This is a genomic window from Bradyrhizobium sp. Tv2a-2 (assembly GCF_000472425.1).
Lineage (GTDB): Bacteria > Pseudomonadota > Alphaproteobacteria > Rhizobiales > Xanthobacteraceae > Bradyrhizobium.
Genome location: NZ_AXAI01000020.1, coordinates 1 through 18,761, shown reverse-complemented (window position 1 = coordinate 18,761; position 18,761 = coordinate 1). Strand labels below are relative to the sequence as shown.

General features: G+C 62.1%; 18 protein-coding genes and 1 pseudogene. 8 read left to right on the top strand and 11 right to left on the bottom strand.

The window, feature by feature from the left end:
- Positions 1-183: 183 nt before the first annotated feature.
- Complete coding sequence (locus A3AI_RS0132075) at positions 184-486, bottom strand: hypothetical protein (protein WP_245287000.1); 303 nt, start codon at positions 484-486, stop codon at positions 184-186.
- Here A3AI_RS0132075 and A3AI_RS48910 point away from each other — a divergent pair.
- From A3AI_RS48910 to A3AI_RS0132065, 3 genes are all read left to right on the top strand, one after another.
- Positions 386-646: a hypothetical protein gene (locus A3AI_RS48910; RefSeq protein ID WP_198030264.1), complete on the top strand. Its 261-nt coding sequence runs from the start codon at positions 386-388 to the stop codon at positions 644-646. The two genes, A3AI_RS0132075 and A3AI_RS48910, sit on opposite strands and share 101 nt — an antisense overlap.
- A gap of 115 nt (positions 647-761) precedes the next feature.
- Entirely contained in the window at positions 762-2,567 is a 1,806-nt protein-coding gene (locus A3AI_RS0132070) for a PHA/PHB synthase family protein (protein ID WP_024519492.1), read from the top strand.
- Between the two features lie 82 nt (positions 2,568-2,649).
- On the top strand, positions 2,650-3,048 hold the full coding sequence (locus A3AI_RS0132065) for an MAPEG family protein (RefSeq protein WP_024519491.1): 399 nt from the start codon (positions 2,650-2,652) through the stop codon (positions 3,046-3,048).
- 6 nt (positions 3,049-3,054) lie between these two features.
- Here A3AI_RS0132065 and A3AI_RS0132060 read toward each other — a convergent pair whose 3' ends face one another.
- From A3AI_RS0132060 to A3AI_RS0132030, 6 genes and pseudogenes are all read right to left on the bottom strand, one after another.
- A complete protein-coding gene (locus A3AI_RS0132060) occupies positions 3,055-4,293 on the bottom strand; it encodes a threonine ammonia-lyase (protein WP_024519490.1) in 1,239 nt (412 codons plus the stop codon).
- Between the two features lie 96 nt (positions 4,294-4,389).
- Positions 4,390-5,367, bottom strand: a complete 978-nt coding sequence (gene argC / locus A3AI_RS0132055; protein ID WP_024519489.1) for an N-acetyl-gamma-glutamyl-phosphate reductase — start codon at positions 5,365-5,367, stop codon at positions 4,390-4,392.
- 368 nt (positions 5,368-5,735) lie between these two features.
- A complete protein-coding gene (locus A3AI_RS50345) occupies positions 5,736-6,284 on the bottom strand; it encodes a tetratricopeptide repeat protein (protein ID WP_502685781.1) in 549 nt (182 codons plus the stop codon).
- A 56-nt stretch (positions 6,285-6,340) separates the two neighbouring features.
- Positions 6,341-8,383, bottom strand: a pseudogene (locus A3AI_RS50045) (DUF3857 domain-containing transglutaminase family protein); the annotation flags it as partial.
- Positions 8,384-8,611: 228 nt separating this feature from the next.
- Positions 8,612-9,601 carry an MBL fold metallo-hydrolase gene (locus tag A3AI_RS0132035; protein ID WP_024519486.1) on the bottom strand — a complete coding sequence of 330 codons (990 nt, stop codon included), beginning with the start codon at positions 9,599-9,601 and terminating at the stop codon, positions 8,612-8,614.
- Between the two features lie 90 nt (positions 9,602-9,691).
- The gene (locus A3AI_RS0132030) at positions 9,692-10,222 is read right to left on the bottom strand and encodes a DedA family protein (protein ID WP_024519485.1); all 531 of its coding nucleotides are present in this window, start codon (positions 10,220-10,222) and stop codon (positions 9,692-9,694) included.
- A gap of 229 nt (positions 10,223-10,451) precedes the next feature.
- Between A3AI_RS0132030 and parE the strand changes: the two genes are divergently transcribed.
- The 5 genes from parE (at position 10,452) to A3AI_RS0132000 (ending at position 17,019) form a co-directional block, all read left to right on the top strand.
- On the top strand, positions 10,452-12,509 hold the full coding sequence (parE, locus tag A3AI_RS0132025; protein WP_024519484.1) for a DNA topoisomerase IV subunit B: 2,058 nt from the start codon (positions 10,452-10,454) through the stop codon (positions 12,507-12,509).
- A 146-nt stretch (positions 12,510-12,655) separates the two neighbouring features.
- Positions 12,656-12,841: a hypothetical protein gene (locus A3AI_RS0132020; RefSeq protein ID WP_024519483.1), complete on the top strand. Its 186-nt coding sequence runs from the start codon at positions 12,656-12,658 to the stop codon at positions 12,839-12,841.
- A gap of 25 nt (positions 12,842-12,866) precedes the next feature.
- Complete coding sequence (locus A3AI_RS0132015; RefSeq protein ID WP_024519482.1) at positions 12,867-13,637, top strand: SDR family NAD(P)-dependent oxidoreductase; 771 nt, start codon at positions 12,867-12,869, stop codon at positions 13,635-13,637.
- Between the two features lie 616 nt (positions 13,638-14,253).
- Positions 14,254-15,639: a DEAD/DEAH box helicase gene (locus A3AI_RS0132005; protein WP_024519481.1), complete on the top strand. Its 1,386-nt coding sequence runs from the start codon at positions 14,254-14,256 to the stop codon at positions 15,637-15,639.
- Between the two features lie 312 nt (positions 15,640-15,951).
- The gene (locus A3AI_RS0132000; protein WP_024519480.1) at positions 15,952-17,019 is read left to right on the top strand and encodes a GGDEF domain-containing protein; all 1,068 of its coding nucleotides are present in this window, start codon (positions 15,952-15,954) and stop codon (positions 17,017-17,019) included.
- A gap of 63 nt (positions 17,020-17,082) precedes the next feature.
- Here the strand turns inward: A3AI_RS0132000 and A3AI_RS0131995 are convergent, their stop codons facing one another.
- The 4 genes from A3AI_RS0131995 to A3AI_RS43790 form a co-directional block, all read right to left on the bottom strand.
- Entirely contained in the window at positions 17,083-17,511 is a 429-nt protein-coding gene (locus A3AI_RS0131995) for a TfoX/Sxy family protein (RefSeq protein ID WP_024519479.1), read from the bottom strand.
- 85 nt (positions 17,512-17,596) lie between these two features.
- Entirely contained in the window at positions 17,597-17,998 is a 402-nt protein-coding gene (locus A3AI_RS0131990) for a HesB/IscA family protein (protein WP_198030256.1), read from the bottom strand.
- Positions 17,999-18,049: 51 nt separating this feature from the next.
- Positions 18,050-18,421: an SUF system Fe-S cluster assembly protein gene (locus tag A3AI_RS0131985; RefSeq protein ID WP_024519477.1), complete on the bottom strand. Its 372-nt coding sequence runs from the start codon at positions 18,419-18,421 to the stop codon at positions 18,050-18,052.
- A 5-nt stretch (positions 18,422-18,426) separates the two neighbouring features.
- Positions 18,427-18,761: aminotransferase class V-fold PLP-dependent enzyme (locus tag A3AI_RS43790; RefSeq protein WP_036050260.1), on the bottom strand; the 335-nt coding region annotated here is incomplete at its 5' end.

Genomic DNA, 18,761 nt, shown 5'->3' with positions numbered 1-18,761 from the left:
GCAACCGTGCGGGCAGAATCGCGAAAGCCCCTTGGCTTCGTCGCGAAGGGAACGTGCCTCTACCCGAAAATCACACTAAAACAACATGTTAGCGTGATTTCAGGGACAAGATGATGAGACAGGCTCGCCCTGATTGCGGTTGAATCGACCTCTTTTAGCACGGACCAGAGGCAGTGCCAGCGTTCACTTCGCACCCGCCGTCTGGGCCGGCGTGCTCTGGGTTGTCGTGGTCTGGGCTGCCGAGCCCTGTGCAGCGGAGGCAGAGGCTTGGCGGTCCCTGGCGGCGATCAGATCGGATTCGATCTTGGCGCGCTGGTCCGGCGGGATCGCGGCCTCATCCCGCTGCGGAGGCAGGTCATGCACCGGCAGATAAGGCTCCCTGGGCTTGGCCGACGCATCCGACGTGCCAAGCGAGGGCAAGTCTGCAATCGGGCTCGAACAGCTGGCAAGCGAGCAGCATAAGGCAACCGTCGACAGCGTCAGCACGCCCAATGCAACGGCTCTCGTCTGCCGATCCAGCGCCATGGTCTTACGCAAATCCCCCGGCGACGACAATGTGGCGCACAATCTTGCCGCACTCACGGCATTGTCGTCGGAACCGATTAAAGTCAAAACAGTAGACGAGAACGATGGGGCCGGATTGTGACGGAACCAAGATGATGTCGCACTGCAACAGTTGCGATGCCAAAAAGGTCAAGTGTAACAAGGCTTAGTGCGATCTCGCGGTGACGACGGCGAAATGAATCGATAGTGTCCTTGCCATGGATGACGTGACTGTAAACGACGAGGCGGCGAAGAAATTCGACGCCGAAGCCTTTGCGATGAATCTCGCCCGCGCGCTCGAGAACGGCGGCAAGGCGCTTGCGGCCTATTTGAAACCGCGCGAGAGCGGCGAGTTCAAGGATAACGCGCCGACCGAGATGAGCGAGGTGATCAAGACGCTCACTGCGGTCGCGGAGTACTGGCTGTCGGACAATGAGCGCTCCTCGGATCTGCAGACCCGGATGGCCAAGGGCTATCTCGACCTCTGGGGCTCAGCGGCGCGCCGCCTCGCCGGACAGGAGGCGATGCCGGCGATCTCCCCCTCGCCGCGCGACAAGCGCTTTGCCGATCCGGAGTGGAAGTCGAACCAGTTCTTCAACTTCATGATGCAGCTCTATCTGCTCACCACGCAATGGGCCCATGATCTCGTGAACAATGCCGAGGGGCTCGATCCGCATACCCGCAAGAAGGCAGAGTTCTACGTCCAGCAGATCACCAACGCGCTGGCACCGTCGAATTTCGTGCTCACCAATCCGGAGGTGCTGCGCGAGACCCTGGCGTCCTCTGGTACCAATCTCGCGCGCGGCATGCAGATGCTGGCCGAGGACGTCGAGGCCGGCAAAGGCACGCTGAAAATCCGGCAATCCGATCCCGCCAACCTTGAACTCGGCGTCAACATGGCAACCACGCCGGGCAAGGTGATCTTCCAGAACGACCTGATCCAGCTCATCCAGTACGAGCCTACGACGGAAAGAGTGCTGCGCACGCCGCTTTTGATCGTGCCGCCCTGGATCAACAAGTTCTACATCCTCGATCTTCGCCCCGAGAAGTCCTTTATCAAGTGGTGCGTCGACCAGGGCGTCACGGTGTTCGTCATCTCCTGGGTCAATCCCGACAAGAATTTGGGAGCGAAGACCTGGGAAAACTACATGAAGGAAGGCCCGCTCGCGGCGATGGACGCCATCGAAAAGGCGACCGGCGAGATGAAGGTCCACACGCTCGGCTATTGCGTCGGCGGCACCATGCTCGCCACCACGCTGGCCTGGCTTGCCGAACAGCGGCGCGTGCGGGTGGCGTCGGCGACCTTCCTCGCCGCGCAGGTCGACTTCACCCACGCCGGCGATCTCCTGGTGTTCGTCGACGAGGGCCAGATTTCCGCGCTCGAACGCGACATGCGGGAGAGCGGCGTGCTCGAAGGCGCCAAGATGGCGATGGCCTTCAATATGCTGCGCTCGAACGACCTGATCTGGTCCTATGTGGTCTCGAACTATCTGAAGGGCCAGGCGCCCGCGCCGTTTGATCTCCTGCACTGGAATTCGGATGCGACACGGATGCCGGCATCCAACCATTCCTATTATCTGCGCAACTGCTATCTGGAGAACCGGCTCTCGACGGGCACCATGGTGCTCGACAACACGCTGCTCGACCTCTCAAAGGTGAAGGTGCCGGTCTACAATCTCGCCACCCGCGAGGATCACATCGCGCCTGCCGATTCCGTGCTCTACGGCTCGCAGTTCTTCGGCGGCCCGGTGAAATTCGTGCTCTCGGGTTCAGGCCACATCGCCGGCGTCGTCAATCCGCCAGCGTCGAACAAGTACCAATACTGGACCAACGACAACATACGTGACGTCTCGCTGCCGGACTGGCTCAAGGCCGCACAGGAACACAAGGGGTCATGGTGGCCGCATTGGCGCAAGTGGCTTGCCGGCATCGACCCGGAGGAGGTCACACCGCGCAGCGTCGGCAGCGACGCGCTGCCGCCGATCGAGGATGCTCCAGGCAGTTATGTTCGGGTGCGCGCATAGCGCGGAATCGCGGCCTCGGTTATAAGCAGGCGAGCCATTTTTTTCCTGATGAGTTGAGGGGGAGACGATGACGCCCGGTTTGCTGACACCAGAGTTGTTCTGGCTGACCTGCACGGTCATTCTGACGGGGATCCTGTGGGTCCCCTATATCATCAATCGTTGCCAGATCCGCGGCCTCTCCGGCGCGATGGACAACCCAACGCGCGATGCCAAGCCGCATGCGCCATGGGCAACAAGGCTGATGTTCGCGCATGACAACGCGGTGGAAAATCTGGTGATTTTCGCGCCGCTGGTGTTGATCCTCAACGAGATCGACTATTCCACCAAGTGGACCGTCTATGCCACCGCCGTCTATTTCTGGGCCCGCGTGGCGCACCTGATCGTCTACACCCTTGGCCTGCCGGTGTTCCGCACGGTTGCCTTCACCGTCGGTTTTCTCGCGCAGGCAGTGCTGGCGCTGGCAATTTTCAAGGCGTTCTAGCCTTCTTTAGAGGCAACGCGCTGCAAAGCCCTCTGCACCGAGCCGTGCCAGCACCTGGTCGAGATGCGCGCGGTCGCGCGTCTCGATGACAAGTTCGAGCAGGGTCGCCTTCGCCGGCAACTCGGAAAACGTGCGTTGATGTGACACTTCGATGATGTTGGCGCCGGCGTCCGCCAACAGGGTGCAAACCGCCGCCAATTGTCCGGGCCGGTCGACAATGTCGAGGGAAAGCTGCGTCAGCCGGCCCTCGCGGGCAAGCTCGCGGGTGAGCACGGACGCAATCAGCCGGGTGTCGATATTTCCCCCGGTCAGGATCAGCCCGACATTGCGGCCCGCGAACGGCTCGGGATTGGCCATGACGGCGGCAAGACCGGCGGCGCCGGCGCCCTCGGCGACCGTCTTCTCGATCGAGATCAGCATTGCGACCGCCCGCTCGATCTGGTCTTCGCTGACAAGCACGATCTCGTCCACCAGCTGGCGGATGATCTCGGTCGCGATCTTGCCGGGCGACTTCACCGCAATACCCTCGGCGAGTGTATCGCCGCGTGTCGGCAGATCGACGCCGTAGATCGCGTTGTACATCGAGGGATAGAGCGCAGCCTCGACACCAATGATCCGCAAGTCGGGCTTGATGGCCCGTGCGGCAACCGCAATTCCGGAGATTAGCCCGCCGCCGCCGATAGGAACGACCAGCGTATCGAGGGAGGGAACCGCCTCGAGCATTTCAAGCCCGATCGTGCCCTGCCCCGCGACGATCAGCGGGTCATCGTAAGGATGGATCATGGTCATGCCCCGCACCTCGCCTTGTTGGCGCGCGACCTCTCCCGCCTCTTCGACGGTTGTTCCGGACATGACCACCTCGGCGCCGTGGCGGCGGGTGTTTTCGACTTTCACCATTGGCGTGCCGACAGGCATCACGATGGCCGCGGGGATGCCGAGGCGCTTTGCATGATAGGCGACACCCTGCGCATGATTGCCGGCCGACATCGCAATCACGCCGCGGCGGCGCTCGTCGGCAGACAACGCCTTCAGCCGGTTCAGAGCACCCCGCTCCTTGAAGGTGGAAGTGAACTGCAGGTTCTCGAATTTGAGCCAGATCCTGCAGCCGCAGATTTCGCCGAGCGTGCGGCTTTCGCTGCAGTCGGTGACCAGCACCTCGCCGCGGATCGTCGCAGCCGCGGCGGTGACGTCGGCCGGCGTAACGGGCAATTCATACGCAGCGATGCGCTTGGCGTCGTCCGCCATTTGGGCAACCTCGTTCAGTTTCGGACAGTATAGCGTCTCAGTCCGGGCTGGTTGCGAGGCACCAGCCCGGAATCCTCAGGAACGGGGCCCCTTCGACTAGATCTCGCCAAGGCCCAGCATCAGGCGCATGTTCTGCACCGCCGCGCCCGAGGCCCCCTTGCCGAGATTGTCCAGCCGCGCGACCAGAACCGCCTGGTGATGCTTGTCGCTGGCAAAGACATAAAGCTCGAGTTGGTTGGTCTCGTTGAGCGCCTCTGGCTCGATCCGCCCGCCCCTGGCTGCTTCGTTGCCGAGCGGCACGACCGAGACATATTTGCTGCCCGTGTAACGGCGGGCCAGCGCGGCCTGGAGGTCGGCCCCATTGGGCTTGCCGGGCAAGGTATCGAGCTGCAGCGGTACAGACACCAGCATGCCCTGCCGGTAGTTGCCGACCGACGGCACGAAGATCGGTCGGCGCGTGAGCTTCGAATAGAGCTGCAGCTCCGGAATGTGCTTGTGCTCGAAGCCGAGGCCATAGAGCTCGAAGGCCGGCGCGCTGCCGTCCTCGAAGCTTGCGATCATCGACTTGCCGCCGCCCGAATAACCGCTGACCGCATTCACCGTGACGGGATAATCCGCCGGCAAGAGACCCGCATCGACCAGCGGCCGCAGCAGCGCAATCCCGCCGGTCGGATAGCAGCCCGGATTGGAGACTTTTCGTGCGACCTTGATCCTGTCGGCTTGATCGGCCTCCAGTTCCGGAAAGCCATAGGCCCAGTCGGGCGCGACCCGAAATGCGGTCGACGCATCGAGCACCTTGGGCCCGGCATTACCCATGCTGTCAATCAGCGCGACGGTTTCCTTGGCGGCATGATCGGGCAGGCAGAGGATGACGAGATCCACCTCTTCCATCAGCGCGCGCTTGGCGGCCGGATCTTTCCGCTTGTCCTCGGCGATGCTCTTCACCATGACGTCCTTCTGCAGCCGCAGACGCTCGTTGATGCCAAGGCCGGTCGTTCCGGACCCGCCGTCCACAAACACGGTCGCCTTGGTGCCGCCGACACCCGCGGGATGATCGGTTTCGGAAAGGGTCATTGCGCGCTCCTTTCGAGCCGGTTCATGTCCTCAGCAAAGGCCTGCGGCCGCGGTGCGCGCATTAGACGCGCACACTGTTGCGGAAGCATGTCGGTCAGGGAAAGGTAGTTAGAAGACGTGTCCATATCCAGCTCCTGTTTGACCTTGGAGCCGCCGGATTTCGGACTTGCGCTTTTGGAAGAGGAATTGCCGCAGGACCGTATCCGGCGGCAAAGGCGATGATCTCAAACGCCGACAACCGCCCGTGCCGCAAAGGTGCGGCGGCGCATGATGCGGATGGTCGCGGCGTTGATCATGCCGGGGGCTATAAGGCCGTGGGCGTCCGGCGTCAAGATACAGCGGCACTCTGCGACTTGCGCCAAATTCGCCTACCAATGGGCAAATCCGAAATGCCGGAATACACCCCACCAGAGAGAGCCATCGGTTAACCCATCGAGACGGACGCGGGCCTCCCGGCTGCCGCCATCGGCCGCCTTGCGGTACCACTTCGCGGCCTCCTGCGTATCCTTGGGAACTCCTGTGCCGCTTTCGTAGGCCCAGCCCAGATTGTATTGAGCATTGCTGTCGTTGTTTTCGGCGGCGTTCCGAAGCCAGAAAATCGCCTTCGTGTAATCCAGCGGCACACCCTGGCCTTTCACGTAAAGCAGTCCCAGGTTCATTTGAGCCCAGGCCGAGCCTTGGTCGGCCGCCTTTGCGTACCAATTGGCCGCCTGCTTGAAGTCCTGAGCGACCCCACGACCGTCGCGGTACATGGTCGCCAGCCAAAGCTTACCGTCGAGATTGCCTTGATCTGCCGCCTTGGCGTACCAATTAACAGCGAGCCTCTCGTCACGCGCGGCGCCGGCCCCTTGGCGTACAGAAAGCCCAGACGTGATTGGCTGAAGGCGTCGCCCTGCTCTGCTGCCAGCAGATACCAACGGATCGCCTCACCGTAGCTGCGCTCAACGCCACGGCCGGTCTCATACATGCTGCCCATATAGGACTGAGCCTTCGCGCTTCCGCGCTCGGCGAACGGTTTGAGCCGCGCCATCGCAAGCTTGTAGTTCTGGGCTTCGAATGCTTTCACACCCTCCGAGAATTCGGCACCGATGTCCGTGACCTTGGCAGCCGCGTTCGGCGTCAGGCCGATCGGCCCGTATTTGAATTCAGTGAACTTATCCAAGCCCTTCTCGATCGCTGCGCCGAAATCCGCGGGGCAGACGGCGGCGTCGACGGTCAGCCGAACGACCGCGCGCGCACGGATCGTGCGGCCATCGATCACGGCAGCACCATCGACCTCGACACGACCTCTCGCGGCCCCATAGGCGGTCGTGCCGCTGAAGCTCGCCGCGTAAGCAACGGGCGCCGGCTTTTCGCTAAAGTAAGTTCCCTCTGGAACGGTGAGTGAGCTCGTCTCCGAATACTCCAGCGAGTGGCAAGCGAAAGGCTTTCCGTCAGCGCCCCCCATACTTAACGCCGAAAGCGAAGGCCGAGGATCGGTTAGCGGCAGCATCCTGACGCGTGTTGGCTCGCCGAGCTCGACAGGCTTGCTGATCCGAAAGCTGGCAACGATGGCGTAACTGTCCGAAAGCTCACGCGGATTTAGAAAGGCATAGTCGCCCGTGCCGCGCAGCCCGGCTTGCTCGATGAATCTCTTGGCAATGATCGGACGGTCGGTCGATTCAAGGCCCTTGGCGACCGCACGACCGATCATCGCCCCCAATCCGGCGCCAGACAGGACCGAACGGGCCTGACGCGTACCATCGCTTGCAAGCGTGTAGTCTGTGTCGGCAGCCAGCGTCAGCCTCGTCGGCGCGGCGATCGGAATGTTGGCGATAGTCCCCCTGTCGATGTTGAGTGCTGGCTTGCCGCCAAGACTCGGCGGCAACGAGCCGAAACCCAACAGTGACGCCGTCGGATCGAGATACAGATCGATCGCTGGGACATACACAATGGCGTGGTCGAAGTTTGGGGTCGCGACCTCCGTCAGCGTGTATTGCGTGAGGGCATTGACCGCGACGAGATTTGCTTCGATCCCTTGGGCGGCAAGCAGGGCCTTGAGGATGGTCGCATGCGCCTTGCAGTCGCCATAACCAGAAGCGAGCACCGCCGGTGCTGGCTGCGAAGTCCAGCCTCCGTCCTCGAACCCAATCCCGACGTAGCGAATGTTGCGTGCCACCCAATTGTACACTCGCTCGACCTTGGTGCGGGTGTCCGCGGCATCGCCGACAATCTCGGCCGAGAGTTTTCGCAATGTCGCGTCGGGCACGGCCATAGCGGAGTTACGGGCGTTCAGCATGGCCGCGAAAGCCGCGTAGTCGGTGAAGGTACTGACTTCGAAACGCCTGGCGTCGTCGAAGAAGTCGGCATCGATTTGGCGCGGCTTCGGCGCCTCCTGTCGGAAGCGCACATGATGGATGATCCGCTCGCCCAGCCTTTCCTCGGTGTGCTCAACACCTCGAAGCGCGACATGGAGCGGCTTGGACGCCGGTCCGTCGAGGATCAGCTCGATCACCTCGGGAGGTTGGTCCGCGGGTTGGCTCCAATAATGCGCAAACTCGCCGGCAAACACGGGCTTGTTGGCTCGATAGATCAGGCGCCCTCTGACCTTGTCGCCCGGAGCAACGTTCGAATAGGCGATGATCCGCTGTCGCTGTTCGTCGAAATAAGGCGAGGACGAATCCGCGAATGCGGGCTGGTCGTGGATAGCGCGATCATCGACCGCGATCACGCTGCCGTCCGCCTTTACGGTCGCAAGGTCGCTCGACACTAAGTCATTGAAATAGCTGTTGTATGCGAAGGTCTGCTGTGAAATCGCCTGGGCGCCTTTTTCATCGAGCGCCTGAATTTCAAAATCGAACACGGTCGTGCTCAAGCCCTGCTCGTCGAAACTGACGGCGTAACGGCTGACCGTTCGCCGCCAGCCGGGATCAATCCAGACAGGCCGCTGATCCGCGCCAGTCCCATCTACCGTATCGGCCACGACAAAGTTCGAGGAGATCAACAGCAACAGCAGTGCTGAATAGACGCGTGCCATCATGGGGCTGAGATTCCGAGGGTGACCGCCACATCGGTCGCTCAGCTAGCACCAGAGCATTACTAACGCTTCTCCCAGATAGAAAAAACTTTAACTTCACGCACAGGGTGCGCGCGTCCCAAACGCTTCGCCCACCTCCTCACGACGGTGCGGGCGCAGCCAGATCCGGGAGCGCGTGTTACAGCCGAAGCGCTCAATAGGAGACGCGGTCGCCGAGACCGCGAACTCTTAGATCGACGGATTCCACGGCATCGGAATCACCCGATAGCCGTTGCCGTCCTTCTCCAGATGCGCGAGCCCGGGAAACGGGTAGTGGAAGCCCTGTAGCAGGAGCTTGTCCGCCGATACCATGTCGTAGACCCGCCGGCGGGTCTTTTCCGCTTGCTCGCCATCCTGGTCGAAAAAGGCGTGCCACTCGGGATGGGTCGCGAACGGGTTGGGGTTGTTGGTTACGTCGGATTGGATGAAGACCTTGTCCGCGCCCGACGACAGCACATAAGAGGTGTGGCCGGGCGTATGACCGATCGTCTCGACCGCAGTCAGACCAGGCGCGATGTCCTTGCCCCATTCGTAGGGTGTGACTTTGCGCTTCAATCCTGCGTCGAAAATGTTGCGGTTGTTCTTGAACAGGCCCTGCATGCGGCCAGCAGGCGCGCGGCTCATCTCGCCATCGTCCATCCAGAACTTCCACTCGACGGCTGGCACCAGCACCTCAGCGTTCGGAAACGCCGGAGTGCCGTCGGCCGCGAGAAGCCCGTTCACGTGATCGGTGTGGAAATGCGAGATCACCACCATGTCGACTGCCTTGGGGTCGAAGCCTGCGGCCACCATGTTGTCGGCAAACAGGCCGTTTGAGCCCTTGGTGTTTTGTTTGGCCAATGCGCCGTTGCCGGTGTCGATCACCACGACCTTGCCGCCAATATTGAGCACCAGCGGCGCGAAATAGATCGTCATCATGCCGGGCGGCATATAGGCCTTCTCGAGCGCCGCGCTGACATCCTCCTTCTTGGCGTTGGGGATGAAGGCATCCTCCAGCTTGAAGACGTTCTTGCCGTCGGACACGACAGTGACGAGCACATCGCCGACCTTGTAGCGATAGAAGCTCGGCGCCTGCTTTTCCGCAGGTGGCGCGGCGGCGAGGACGGGTGCGGGCGACAGCAGCGGCGCGGCGGCTATGGCTGCGGCCGAGGTCAGTGCTTGGCGACGTGTGAATGACATGGCGTTTGATCCTTCCCAGCGACAGGACGGGTTTGAGCGGTTCGTTCCGCTGGCCTAACCCCTGCCGGCCTCAGTCTATTCCGTTTTCGGCTAAAGGAAGCGCCACAACCACTCCATGATTTTCGCCATCACATCGCCAAACAGGAGCAGCGCCGCCGCCCAGACCAGGGCAGAGATGAAATTGGCAATTTGAAACTGCCAGTACGGCATCTCGAAAATCCCCGCCGCCAGCGGCACCGAGGCACGCAAGGGACCGAAGAAGCGGCCGATGAAGATGCTCGGCACGCCCCAGCGCCGCACAAAGGCCTCTCCTCGCGGCAAGATCTCCGGATAGCGCGACAACGGCCAGATCTGCGCGACCTGCTCCTTGTAGCGATAGCCGAACCAGTAGGAGAGCCAGTCGCCGAGCGCGGCCCCGATCGAGCCCGCGATCCAGATTGGGAAGAAGTTGATACCGCTGACCCCGATCAGCGCGCCGATTGCCACTAGCGCGCCCCAGGCCGGGATCAAAAGTGAGATAAAGGCAAGCGATTCGCCAAACGCCAGCAGAAGGACGATGGGAGCCGCCCAAGCCTGACGGTCGCGCACGAAATCGGCTAGAGCGTGCGCAAACCCTTCCATGTCGCAAAAACGCCCTTCCCGCCCCGTTTAGATGGAACTTAGCGCCCCGACGCCTAAAAAACACGTAAGCCAGCGACTATCTGCACTTCAAGTTACAAAGGAGGCAGTTTTGTTCACCAGGGATCAAACCCCTTGCGGGCCGTGCCGTCACTTTTTAAGCCCAGCCATGGCATAGTCAGCCCAAACCGATTCGATCCCGCGCGAAATTGCGCGAACTATATGAAGACAAATGGCCAAGCCACTGAAATCACTTGCGAAGTCGAAATCCTCCTCGGATCTTTTTGCAGCCGGCGAAGCGCAGAAAAAGTCTGCCTCCAGGGCCGCAGCGCGCGCCTCCGGCGCCGAAGGTGAGTACACCGCGCGCGACATCGAGGTCCTCGAGGGCCTGGAACCGGTGCGCCGGCGTCCGGGCATGTATATCGGCGGCACCGATGAAAAGGCGCTGCACCACCTGTTCGCCGAAGTCATCGACAACTCGATGGACGAGGCGCTGGCAGGGCATGCCACTTTCATCGAGGTGGAGCTGGGCACGGACGGTTTCCTGACCGTTACCGACAACGGTCGCGGCATTCCGGTCGATCCGCATCCGAAATTTCCCAAGAAGTCGGCGCTCGAGGTGATTCTCTGCACGCTGCACGCCGGTGGCAAGTTCGACTCCAAGGTCTATGAGACCTCTGGCGGCCTACACGGCGTCGGCGTCTCCGTGGTGAACGCGCTGTCGTCACGGCTGGAGGTCGAGGTCGCGCGGGGCCAACAACTTTACCGCATGGCGTTCGAGCGGGGCCATCCCAAGGGCAAGCTCGAGGAGCTCGGCAAGGTCAACAACCGCCGTGGCACCACAGTCCGCTTCAAGCCGGACACCGACATCTTTGGCGCCAAGGCCGTCTTCAAGCCGCAGCGCCTGTTCAAGATGGCGCGCTCGAAAGCCTATCTGTTTGGCGGCGTCGAGATTCGCTGGCGCTGCCCGCCTGAGCTGCTCAAGGGCGTCGAGGACGTGCCGCCAGAGGCGACCTTCCACTTCCCCGGCGGCCTGAAGGACTATCTCGCAGCCGCAATCCACGCCGACGCACTGGTGCATCCGGACATTTTCTCTGGCAAGTCGGGCCGCGTCGGCGGTCATGGCGGCTGCGAATGGGCGGTGGCGTGGACTGCCGATGCCGACGGTTTCATGTCCTCCTACTGCAACACCATTCCGACCCAGGATGGCGGCACCCACGAATCGGGCATCCGCAGCGCGCTGTTGCGCGGCCTGAAGGATCATGCCGAGCGCGTCGGCCAGGGCAAGCGCGCGGCCAACGTCACCTCGGAAGACGTAATGGCGGGCGCAGCCGTGATGCTCTCGGTGTTCGTGCGCGAGCCCGAATTCCAGGGCCAGACCAAGGACCGGCTGGCGACCTCCGAAGCGCAGCGCATCGTCGAACAGGCGGTGAAAGACCCCTTCGATCACTGGCTGTCGGCCAATCCGGTGCAGGCCAACAGACTGTTCGATTTCGTGGTCGAGCGCGCGGAAGAGCGCATCCGCCGCCGCCAGGAAAAGGAAATCGCGCGCAAGACTGCGGTCAAGAAGCTGCGCCTGCCCGGCAAGCTCGCCGACTGCACCGACTCCGCTCAGGACGGCTCGGAAATCTTCATCGTCGAGGGCGACTCGGCGGGTGGCACCGCCAAGGTTGCGCGCGATCGCAAGACCCAGGCCATCCTTCCATTGCGTGGCAAGATCCTCAACGTCGCCTCCGCCGGCAAGGACAAGCTGATGGCCAACGCCCAGCTGTCCGATCTCGTGCAGGCGCTCGGCTGTGGCACCGGCGCGCATTATCGCGAGGAGGATCTGCGCTATTCACGCATCATCGTCATGACCGACGCCGACGTCGACGGCGCGCATATCGCCTCGCTCCTGATTACCTTCTTCTACCGGCAGATGCCGCGGCTGATCGACGAGGGCCATCTCTATCTCGCGGTGCCCCCGCTCTACAAACTGACCCATGGCAGCAAGACGGTCTATGCGCGAGACGATGCCGACAAGGAGAGGCTGCTCAAGAGCGATTTCAACGCCAACGCCAAGGTCGAGATTGGCCGATTCAAAGGCCTCGGCGAGATGATGCCGGCGCAGCTCAAGGAAACCACCATGGATCCGAAGAAGCGCACGCTGCTGCGGGTGGTGCTGCTGGCCGACGACCGCGACGGCACCGCCGATTCCGTCGAGCGATTGATGGGCACCAAGGCCGAAGCGCGATTCGCCTTCATCTCCGAAAAGGCCGAATTCGCCGATGAAGATTTGCTGGACGTTTAGGGTGCGACGGTTCGCCGTCAGGCTTTGCAAGATCCTCAAACCAAAGCTACGGTTGCCTCAAGCAAGGCGCGTCGAGGCTGTGTGCTCGCCATCACCCCTCGGATGGCCGTAAAAATGAAAACGACGGCTTCGGGGGAAACAAATATATGCGCACGGCGCTTCTCATTGTCGGGCTACTCTCGCTTGCGGTAGGCCTGCTCTGGATCGGCCAGGGCACCGGCACGATCAAATGGCCGCAGACGAGCTTCATGATCAACCAGATCCAGTGGGTCGGCTATGGCGCGTGCATGGCGGCGCTCGGCCTGATCTTCATCTGGCAGGCCAAGCGCTGACGATTCTTTTGGAGTGGACACAACAATGACAGCAAGACCATTCGATCTCGGCGGCAAGGTCGCCATCGTAACCGGCGGCAATGGCGGCATCGGGCTTGGCATGGCGCAAGGCCTGGGCGAGGCAGGAGCCGCAGTTGCCATCGTCGGGCGCAATGCGGCGAAGTCCGAACAGGCGATTGCCGATCTCAAGTCCCGCGGCGTCAAGGCGATCTCGGTCAGCGCCGATGTGACCGACAAGGACGCGATCGGCGCGATGGTGGCGCGGGCCAGGAGCGAGCTCGGCCGCATCGATATTCTCGTCAACAATGCCGGCATGAGCATCCGTAAGCCGCCACATGTGCTCGAGCTCGACGAATGGGAACGCGTGATCGACACCAACCTCACCAGCGCCTTCCTGTGCAGCAAGGCGGTTCATTCCGCCATGAAGGACGCCGGCGGCGGCAAGGTCATCAATATCGGCTCGATGATGTCGATCTTCGGAGCGAGCTTCGCTCCGGCCTATGCGGCGAGCAAGGGCGGCATCGTTCAGTTCACCCGCGCGTGCGCCTGCGCCTGGGCCGCCGACAACATCCAGGTCAATGCGATCCTGCCGGGCTGGATCGATACCGATCTCACCAGGCGTGCCCGGGTCGAGGTCAACGGCCTGCACGAACGAGTGCTGGCGCGCACGCCCGCGGCACGCTGGGGTGATATCTCCGACTTCGCAGGAATTGCGGTGTTTCTGGCCTCGCCTGCGTCTGATTTCGTCACAGGCACAGCCATTCCCGTCGACGGCGGCTACTCGATCGCGGGCTGAAATGGCGGTCGAACACTGCGGTGTCGAGACGATCAGTTGTTGCTGCGATTCGTTGTCCGAAAACCTTTGACCTCGGAGACGCTGCCATCGCGATAAGTCAGCTCCACCGACATGAACTGGGTGGTCGGCGGGAGCTTCATATAGCTTCATATAAAGCTGTGCGCAGGCAGGAATTCATTCCCGCCAGAGAACCCGAAGCTCAGGACGTAGGGGTAGAAATTTCGGCCACAGCCTCAGCATGCCGCTGCGGACGTAAGGATGGAAACGACCGAGAGTCGCACGTCCAGGACGAGCGGGGTCATGATAACGGCAGAGTCACCGTCACTGGGGGTGTCCAGACCGGCCTTGAAAACATGGCAACCATCGAATTGACCGGGATTTAAGCGAAAACATTAGGGTTTTTCAGTGCTTCCCGCACCTGCTCCATTGACTTTGGGCCATTTCACCCTATGTTCCGGCTCGAAGCGGCAACGTGCGCAAGAAAAGCGATTCCGTTAGACAGCCGCCGGTCAGCGTAAACCAGCGCCCCCAGCTCTTGAAAGCACGCCGTTTCGGGGCAGCACGCGACAGCCTTTTTACCCCTCGATTCCAAACGGCGGTTTCGACTAGAGGCTCAATGTCCTTTTCCCATCTCGGTTTGTCCGACAAGGTTTTAGCCGCCGTCGCGGCCACCGGCTACACCAGCCCCACCCCCATTCAGGAACAGGCGATCCCTCACGTCCTCACCCGACGCGACGTGCTCGGCATCGCCCAGACCGGCACCGGCAAGACCGCTGCCTTCGTGCTCCCGATGCTCACCATCCTCGAAAAGGGCCGCGCCCGGGCACGGATGCCGCGCACCCTGATCCTGGAGCCGACCCGCGAGCTCGCAGCACAAGTGAAGGAAAACTTCGATCGCTACGGCGCCGGACAGAAGCTCAATGTGGCGCTCCTGATCGGCGGCGTCTCGTTCGGCGACCAGGACTCCAAACTGACCCGCGGAGTCGACGTCCTGATCGCAACCCCCGGCCGCCTGCTCGATCACACTGAACGCGGCGGTCTCTTGCTCACCGGTGTCGAGCTGCTCGTGATCGACGAAGCCGACCGCATGCTCGACATGGGTTTCATTCCCGACATCGAGCGCATCTGCAAGCTGGTGCCGTTCACGCGGCAGACGCTGTTCTTCACGGCGACGATGCCGCCGGAAATCCGCCGGATCACCGAGGCTTTCCTGCACAACCCGGTCAAGGTCGAGGTTTCCCGGCCGGCAACAACCGCCTCCACAGTGACGCAGGCGCAGGTGAGCTCCCGCAGCGAGCCGCATGAGAAGCGCGAGATGCTGCGCCGCCTGCTCCGCGACGCCAAGGACCTGAAGAACGCGATCATCTTCTGCAACCGCAAGCGCGAGGTCGCGGTCCTCTACAAATCGCTGCAGAAACACGGCTTCAGCGTCGGCGCGCTGCACGGCGACATGGACCAGCCGGCGCGCATGGCGGCGCTGGACCAATTCCGCAAGGGCGAGCTGCCGCTGCTCGTCGCCTCCGACGTCGCCGCGCGCGGCCTCGACATTCCCGAGGTCAGCCATGTCTTCAACTTCGATGTGCCTCATCACCCCGACGATTACGTTCATCGCATCGGCCGCACCGGCCGCGCCGGACGCAGCGGAACGGCGATTTCCATCGTCACGCCGATGGACCAGAAGTCGATTGCCGCAATCGAAAAGCTGATCGGCCAGAGCATTCCGCGCGCCGAAGGCAATTTCACGAGCGAAGCCACCGGCGAGAGCGCGGAGGCGCACGAGCCGAGGTCGCGCGAATCTTCCCGCCGCGGACGCAAGGCAAGCCGCGAGCGCGAACCGCGCCAAGGCAGTGGACGCCACCACGCGACGCCTTCGCAATCGCAGCGCCCACCTCAGGTGCAGCACAGCGAAACGCGGCGGCCGCAACGCGAGGCCGACGCGGAGCCCGCGGATCATTCCCACCTTCCGGCATTCCTGCTGCGGCCGGTGCGCGCCCGGGTCTAGAGCATGATCCGGAAAAGTGTGTAGCGGTTTTCCGGAAAGATCATGCTCAATCAAAGACCTAAAGCGCGATGACGATTCAACCAAATCTCATCGCGCTTTAGGTCGCGCAGTAATCACGAACGGATGGTTGACTGGGGGGACTCTTCCTCAGCGTGTTCTCGCGCATTCCGCGAAAAAAGACCGCAGCTCGCCAATCCTGATCAGAAGTGGAGCGTATGTTTACGGGTCATTCACAATCGTCCACTAACGTGGCTGCAATAATTTGATTGATTGCCGCGCGAGCGGGCGCTGCCCCGCTATGGGGATAGTATCGTGGTCAAGGTGCTTGACGAACACGAACGCACGATGGCGTTTGCCGAAGTCGCTCTTGGGCAGATCAGATCCCTTCGCCAGACCGCCATCCCCCGCAACTATGAAATCTGGTACGTCTACGCGACCGGCTATAATGCCCCGCTCAACAAGATCATCAACGAGACGCTGGCCCGCAACGGCAAGCTGACCGAGGCCGATCTCGAGCAGATCTACGACACCTACCTCTCCCATATCAAAACCACCGACCGTATCGACAAGGTCGGTTCGCGCGTGATCGGCGAGATCGACGATGTGATGACGCTGATCTCCGAGGCGCTCGGGGCGGCACAAACCTATGATGCAAGCCTGAACGGCGCCTCGCAGAGGCTCGCCACGGCTCACACCGCCACGCAGGTCAGGGAGATCGTTGAGACGCTTGTCAGGTCGACGCGCGAGATGCGTGGCACCAACAAGGCGCTCGAAACACGGCTTGCGCTGTCAAAGACCGAGATCAGCAACCTGCAGCAGAGCCTCGAGGCGATCCGCGCCGAGAGCCTGACCGATCCGCTCACCGGACTCGGCAACCGCAAATATTTCGATCGCATGATCGAGATCGAGGTCAAGAACGCACTGGCGAACAATCAGCCGCTTTCGCTCCTGATGTTCGACATCGACCACTTCAAGTCGTTCAACGACTCTTACGGCCACCTGACCGGCGATCAGGTGCTGCGGCTGGTCGGCTTGTCACTGAAGCAGACCATCAAGGGCCAGGACATCACCGCGCGCTACGGCGGCGAGGAGTTTGCCGTGGTGCTGCCCAATACCGCGCTGCGCCAGGCGCTGACGGTCGCCGACCACATCCGCCGCGCGGTCATGGCCAAGGAGTTGAAGAAGAAGTCGACTGGCGAAATTCTCGGCCGCGTAACCATCTCGGTCGGCGTCTCCATGCTGAAAGCCGGCGACGACACCGATTCGCTGATCGAGCGCGCCGATGCCTGCCTCTACGCCGCTAAGCGCGCCGGCCGCAATCGCGTGATTTGCGAGGTCGACCCGGAATTTTCGGCCGAGATCCGGAGCCACGTGGCTTGAAGCTACCGTAGGGTGGCCAAAGGCGGGCGAGCGCCGTGCGCCCAGCATCTCTCCGACCAATTATCATCTCGAACGGTGAGCACGCTTTGCCTTACCGACCCTACTCGCCGTCTTCCCGGCGGCGCGCTTTTTGACCGGCTCCTTTACTGCCTTCCGCACCTTCGCGCGCTTCTTCGACGCTGCGCGCTGAGCCGCGGCAAGCGCGTCCTTCGCCCACACCGCCAGTTCCTCGGAATCGTCGAACAGCCGTGCCGGCAGCTCCCAGTAGGAGGCCACCGTCACAGTCTTGGCGCGCGTCTGATACTGGAATGGCCTTGAGCCCTCCGCCTCGAAGGTGGGGATGGTCTCCTGATCGGCACGAAAATAAAGGCCGCTACGCAGTGCGAGCGCGAAATTGGTGCCATCGGCCGAAATGCCGAAGCCCGAAAACATCCGGCGGATGGTAACGGGGCCGAATTGCGCGAACAGGTCGGTCAGGAACTCGCGGTCCATGTGTCCCTCGTCCCTCATGGCGAGGAGTGCAGAGCGCGGCTCCTGAGTTACAAGGATGAGGTCAGAACAAGCGCCACGATCTGCGTCAAACCTCAGCCGGCTTCAGCTGCACCGACTCGCCGCAGCCGCAGGCGGAAATCTGGTTCGGGTTGTTGAATACGAACTGGGCCTGCATCTTGTCGGCCTTGTAGTCCATCTCGGTGCCGAGCAGGAACAAGACGGCCTTGGGATCGACCAGGACCTTCACGCCCTTGTCCTCGACCACTTCGTCGGTCGGGCGGATCTCGTGGGCGTATTCGACCGTGTAGGACTGGCCAGCGCAGCCGCCGTTTTTCACGCCGACACGTAAGCCCACAATCTCGGAATCGGCACGCTGGGTCAGTTCCAGCACGCGCTGCGCCGCCGCTTCGGTCAGTCGCATGACCTGCGGTCGCGGACGTGCCTTCGGCTTGGGTGCGGGAGATGGTGCCTGTGTCATGTCATTCATGTGGTCAGTCCCGTCGGCTAATCAATGCCGGCTCATTAGTGTTACTGCGAATCACCACATATTCAGCACGAGCCGCGCCTCGTCGCTCATGCGCTCCGGCGACCAGACCGGCTCCCACACCACGTTGACGCTCACCACACCGACGCCGGGAACGCTGGCGACGGCGTTTTCGACCATGGTCGGCAACTCACCGGCCGCCGGGCAGTTCGGCGTGGTCAAGGTCATCATCACGTCCACCGCGCGGTCGTCCTTGATCTCGACCTTGTAGATCAGCCCAAGCTCGTAAATATCGGCCGGGATTTCCGGGTCGAACACCGTCTTCAGCGCGGCGACGATGTCTGTGGTCAGCCGCTCGGTCTCCTCCGGCGGCAGCGCCGAAAGCGTCTCCATGGGGTTGGCTCTGACTTCGGCCGTGTCGGTCATATCGGTCATGCGAACAATTCCCGCGCCTTGTTCAGCGCCTGCGCCAGCTGGTCGACTTCTTCACGCGTATTATACATGCCAAAGGAGGCGCGGCAGGTCGCCGTCACGTTGAACCGCTCTAAAAGCGGCATCACGCAATGGGTGCCGGCGCGCACCGCAATGCCCTGCCGGTCGATGACAGTCGCGACATCGTGGGGATGGGCGCCCTTCAGCTCAAAGGAAATNACNGGTCCCTTGCCCTTCGCCGTACCGATCAGGCGCAGCGAATTGATCTCCCGCAGCCGCTCCTGCGCATATTCGACCAGAGCATGCTCATGCGCGGCAATGCGCTCCTTGCCGA

Excerpts from the sequence above, each read along its gene's own strand:
- A3AI_RS0132070 (WP_024519492.1), top strand. The coding sequence starts at position 762 with ATGGATGACGTGACTGTAAACGACGAGGCGGCGAAGAAATTCGACGCC.
- A3AI_RS0132060 (WP_024519490.1), bottom strand. The coding sequence starts at position 4,293 with ATGGCGGACGACGCCAAGCGCATCGCTGCGTATGAATTGCCCGTTACG.
- argC (WP_024519489.1), bottom strand. The coding sequence starts at position 5,367 with ATGACCCTTTCCGAAACCGATCATCCCGCGGGTGTCGGCGGCACCAAG.
- A3AI_RS0132035 (WP_024519486.1), bottom strand. The coding sequence starts at position 9,601 with ATGTCATTCACACGTCGCCAAGCACTGACCTCGGCCGCAGCCATAGCC.
- A3AI_RS0132030 (WP_024519485.1), bottom strand. The coding sequence starts at position 10,222 with ATGGAAGGGTTTGCGCACGCTCTAGCCGATTTCGTGCGCGACCGTCAG.
- parE (WP_024519484.1), top strand. The coding sequence starts at position 10,452 with ATGGCCAAGCCACTGAAATCACTTGCGAAGTCGAAATCCTCCTCGGAT.
- A3AI_RS0132020 (WP_024519483.1), top strand. The coding sequence starts at position 12,656 with ATGCGCACGGCGCTTCTCATTGTCGGGCTACTCTCGCTTGCGGTAGGC.
- A3AI_RS0132015 (WP_024519482.1), top strand. The coding sequence starts at position 12,867 with ATGACAGCAAGACCATTCGATCTCGGCGGCAAGGTCGCCATCGTAACC.
- A3AI_RS0132005 (WP_024519481.1), top strand. The coding sequence starts at position 14,254 with ATGTCCTTTTCCCATCTCGGTTTGTCCGACAAGGTTTTAGCCGCCGTC.
- A3AI_RS0131995 (WP_024519479.1), bottom strand. The coding sequence starts at position 17,511 with ATGGACCGCGAGTTCCTGACCGACCTGTTCGCGCAATTCGGCCCCGTT.
- A3AI_RS0131990 (WP_198030256.1), bottom strand. The coding sequence starts at position 17,998 with ATGAATGACATGACACAGGCACCATCTCCCGCACCCAAGCCGAAGGCA.
- A3AI_RS0131985 (WP_024519477.1), bottom strand. The coding sequence starts at position 18,421 with ATGACCGACACGGCCGAAGTCAGAGCCAACCCCATGGAGACGCTTTCG.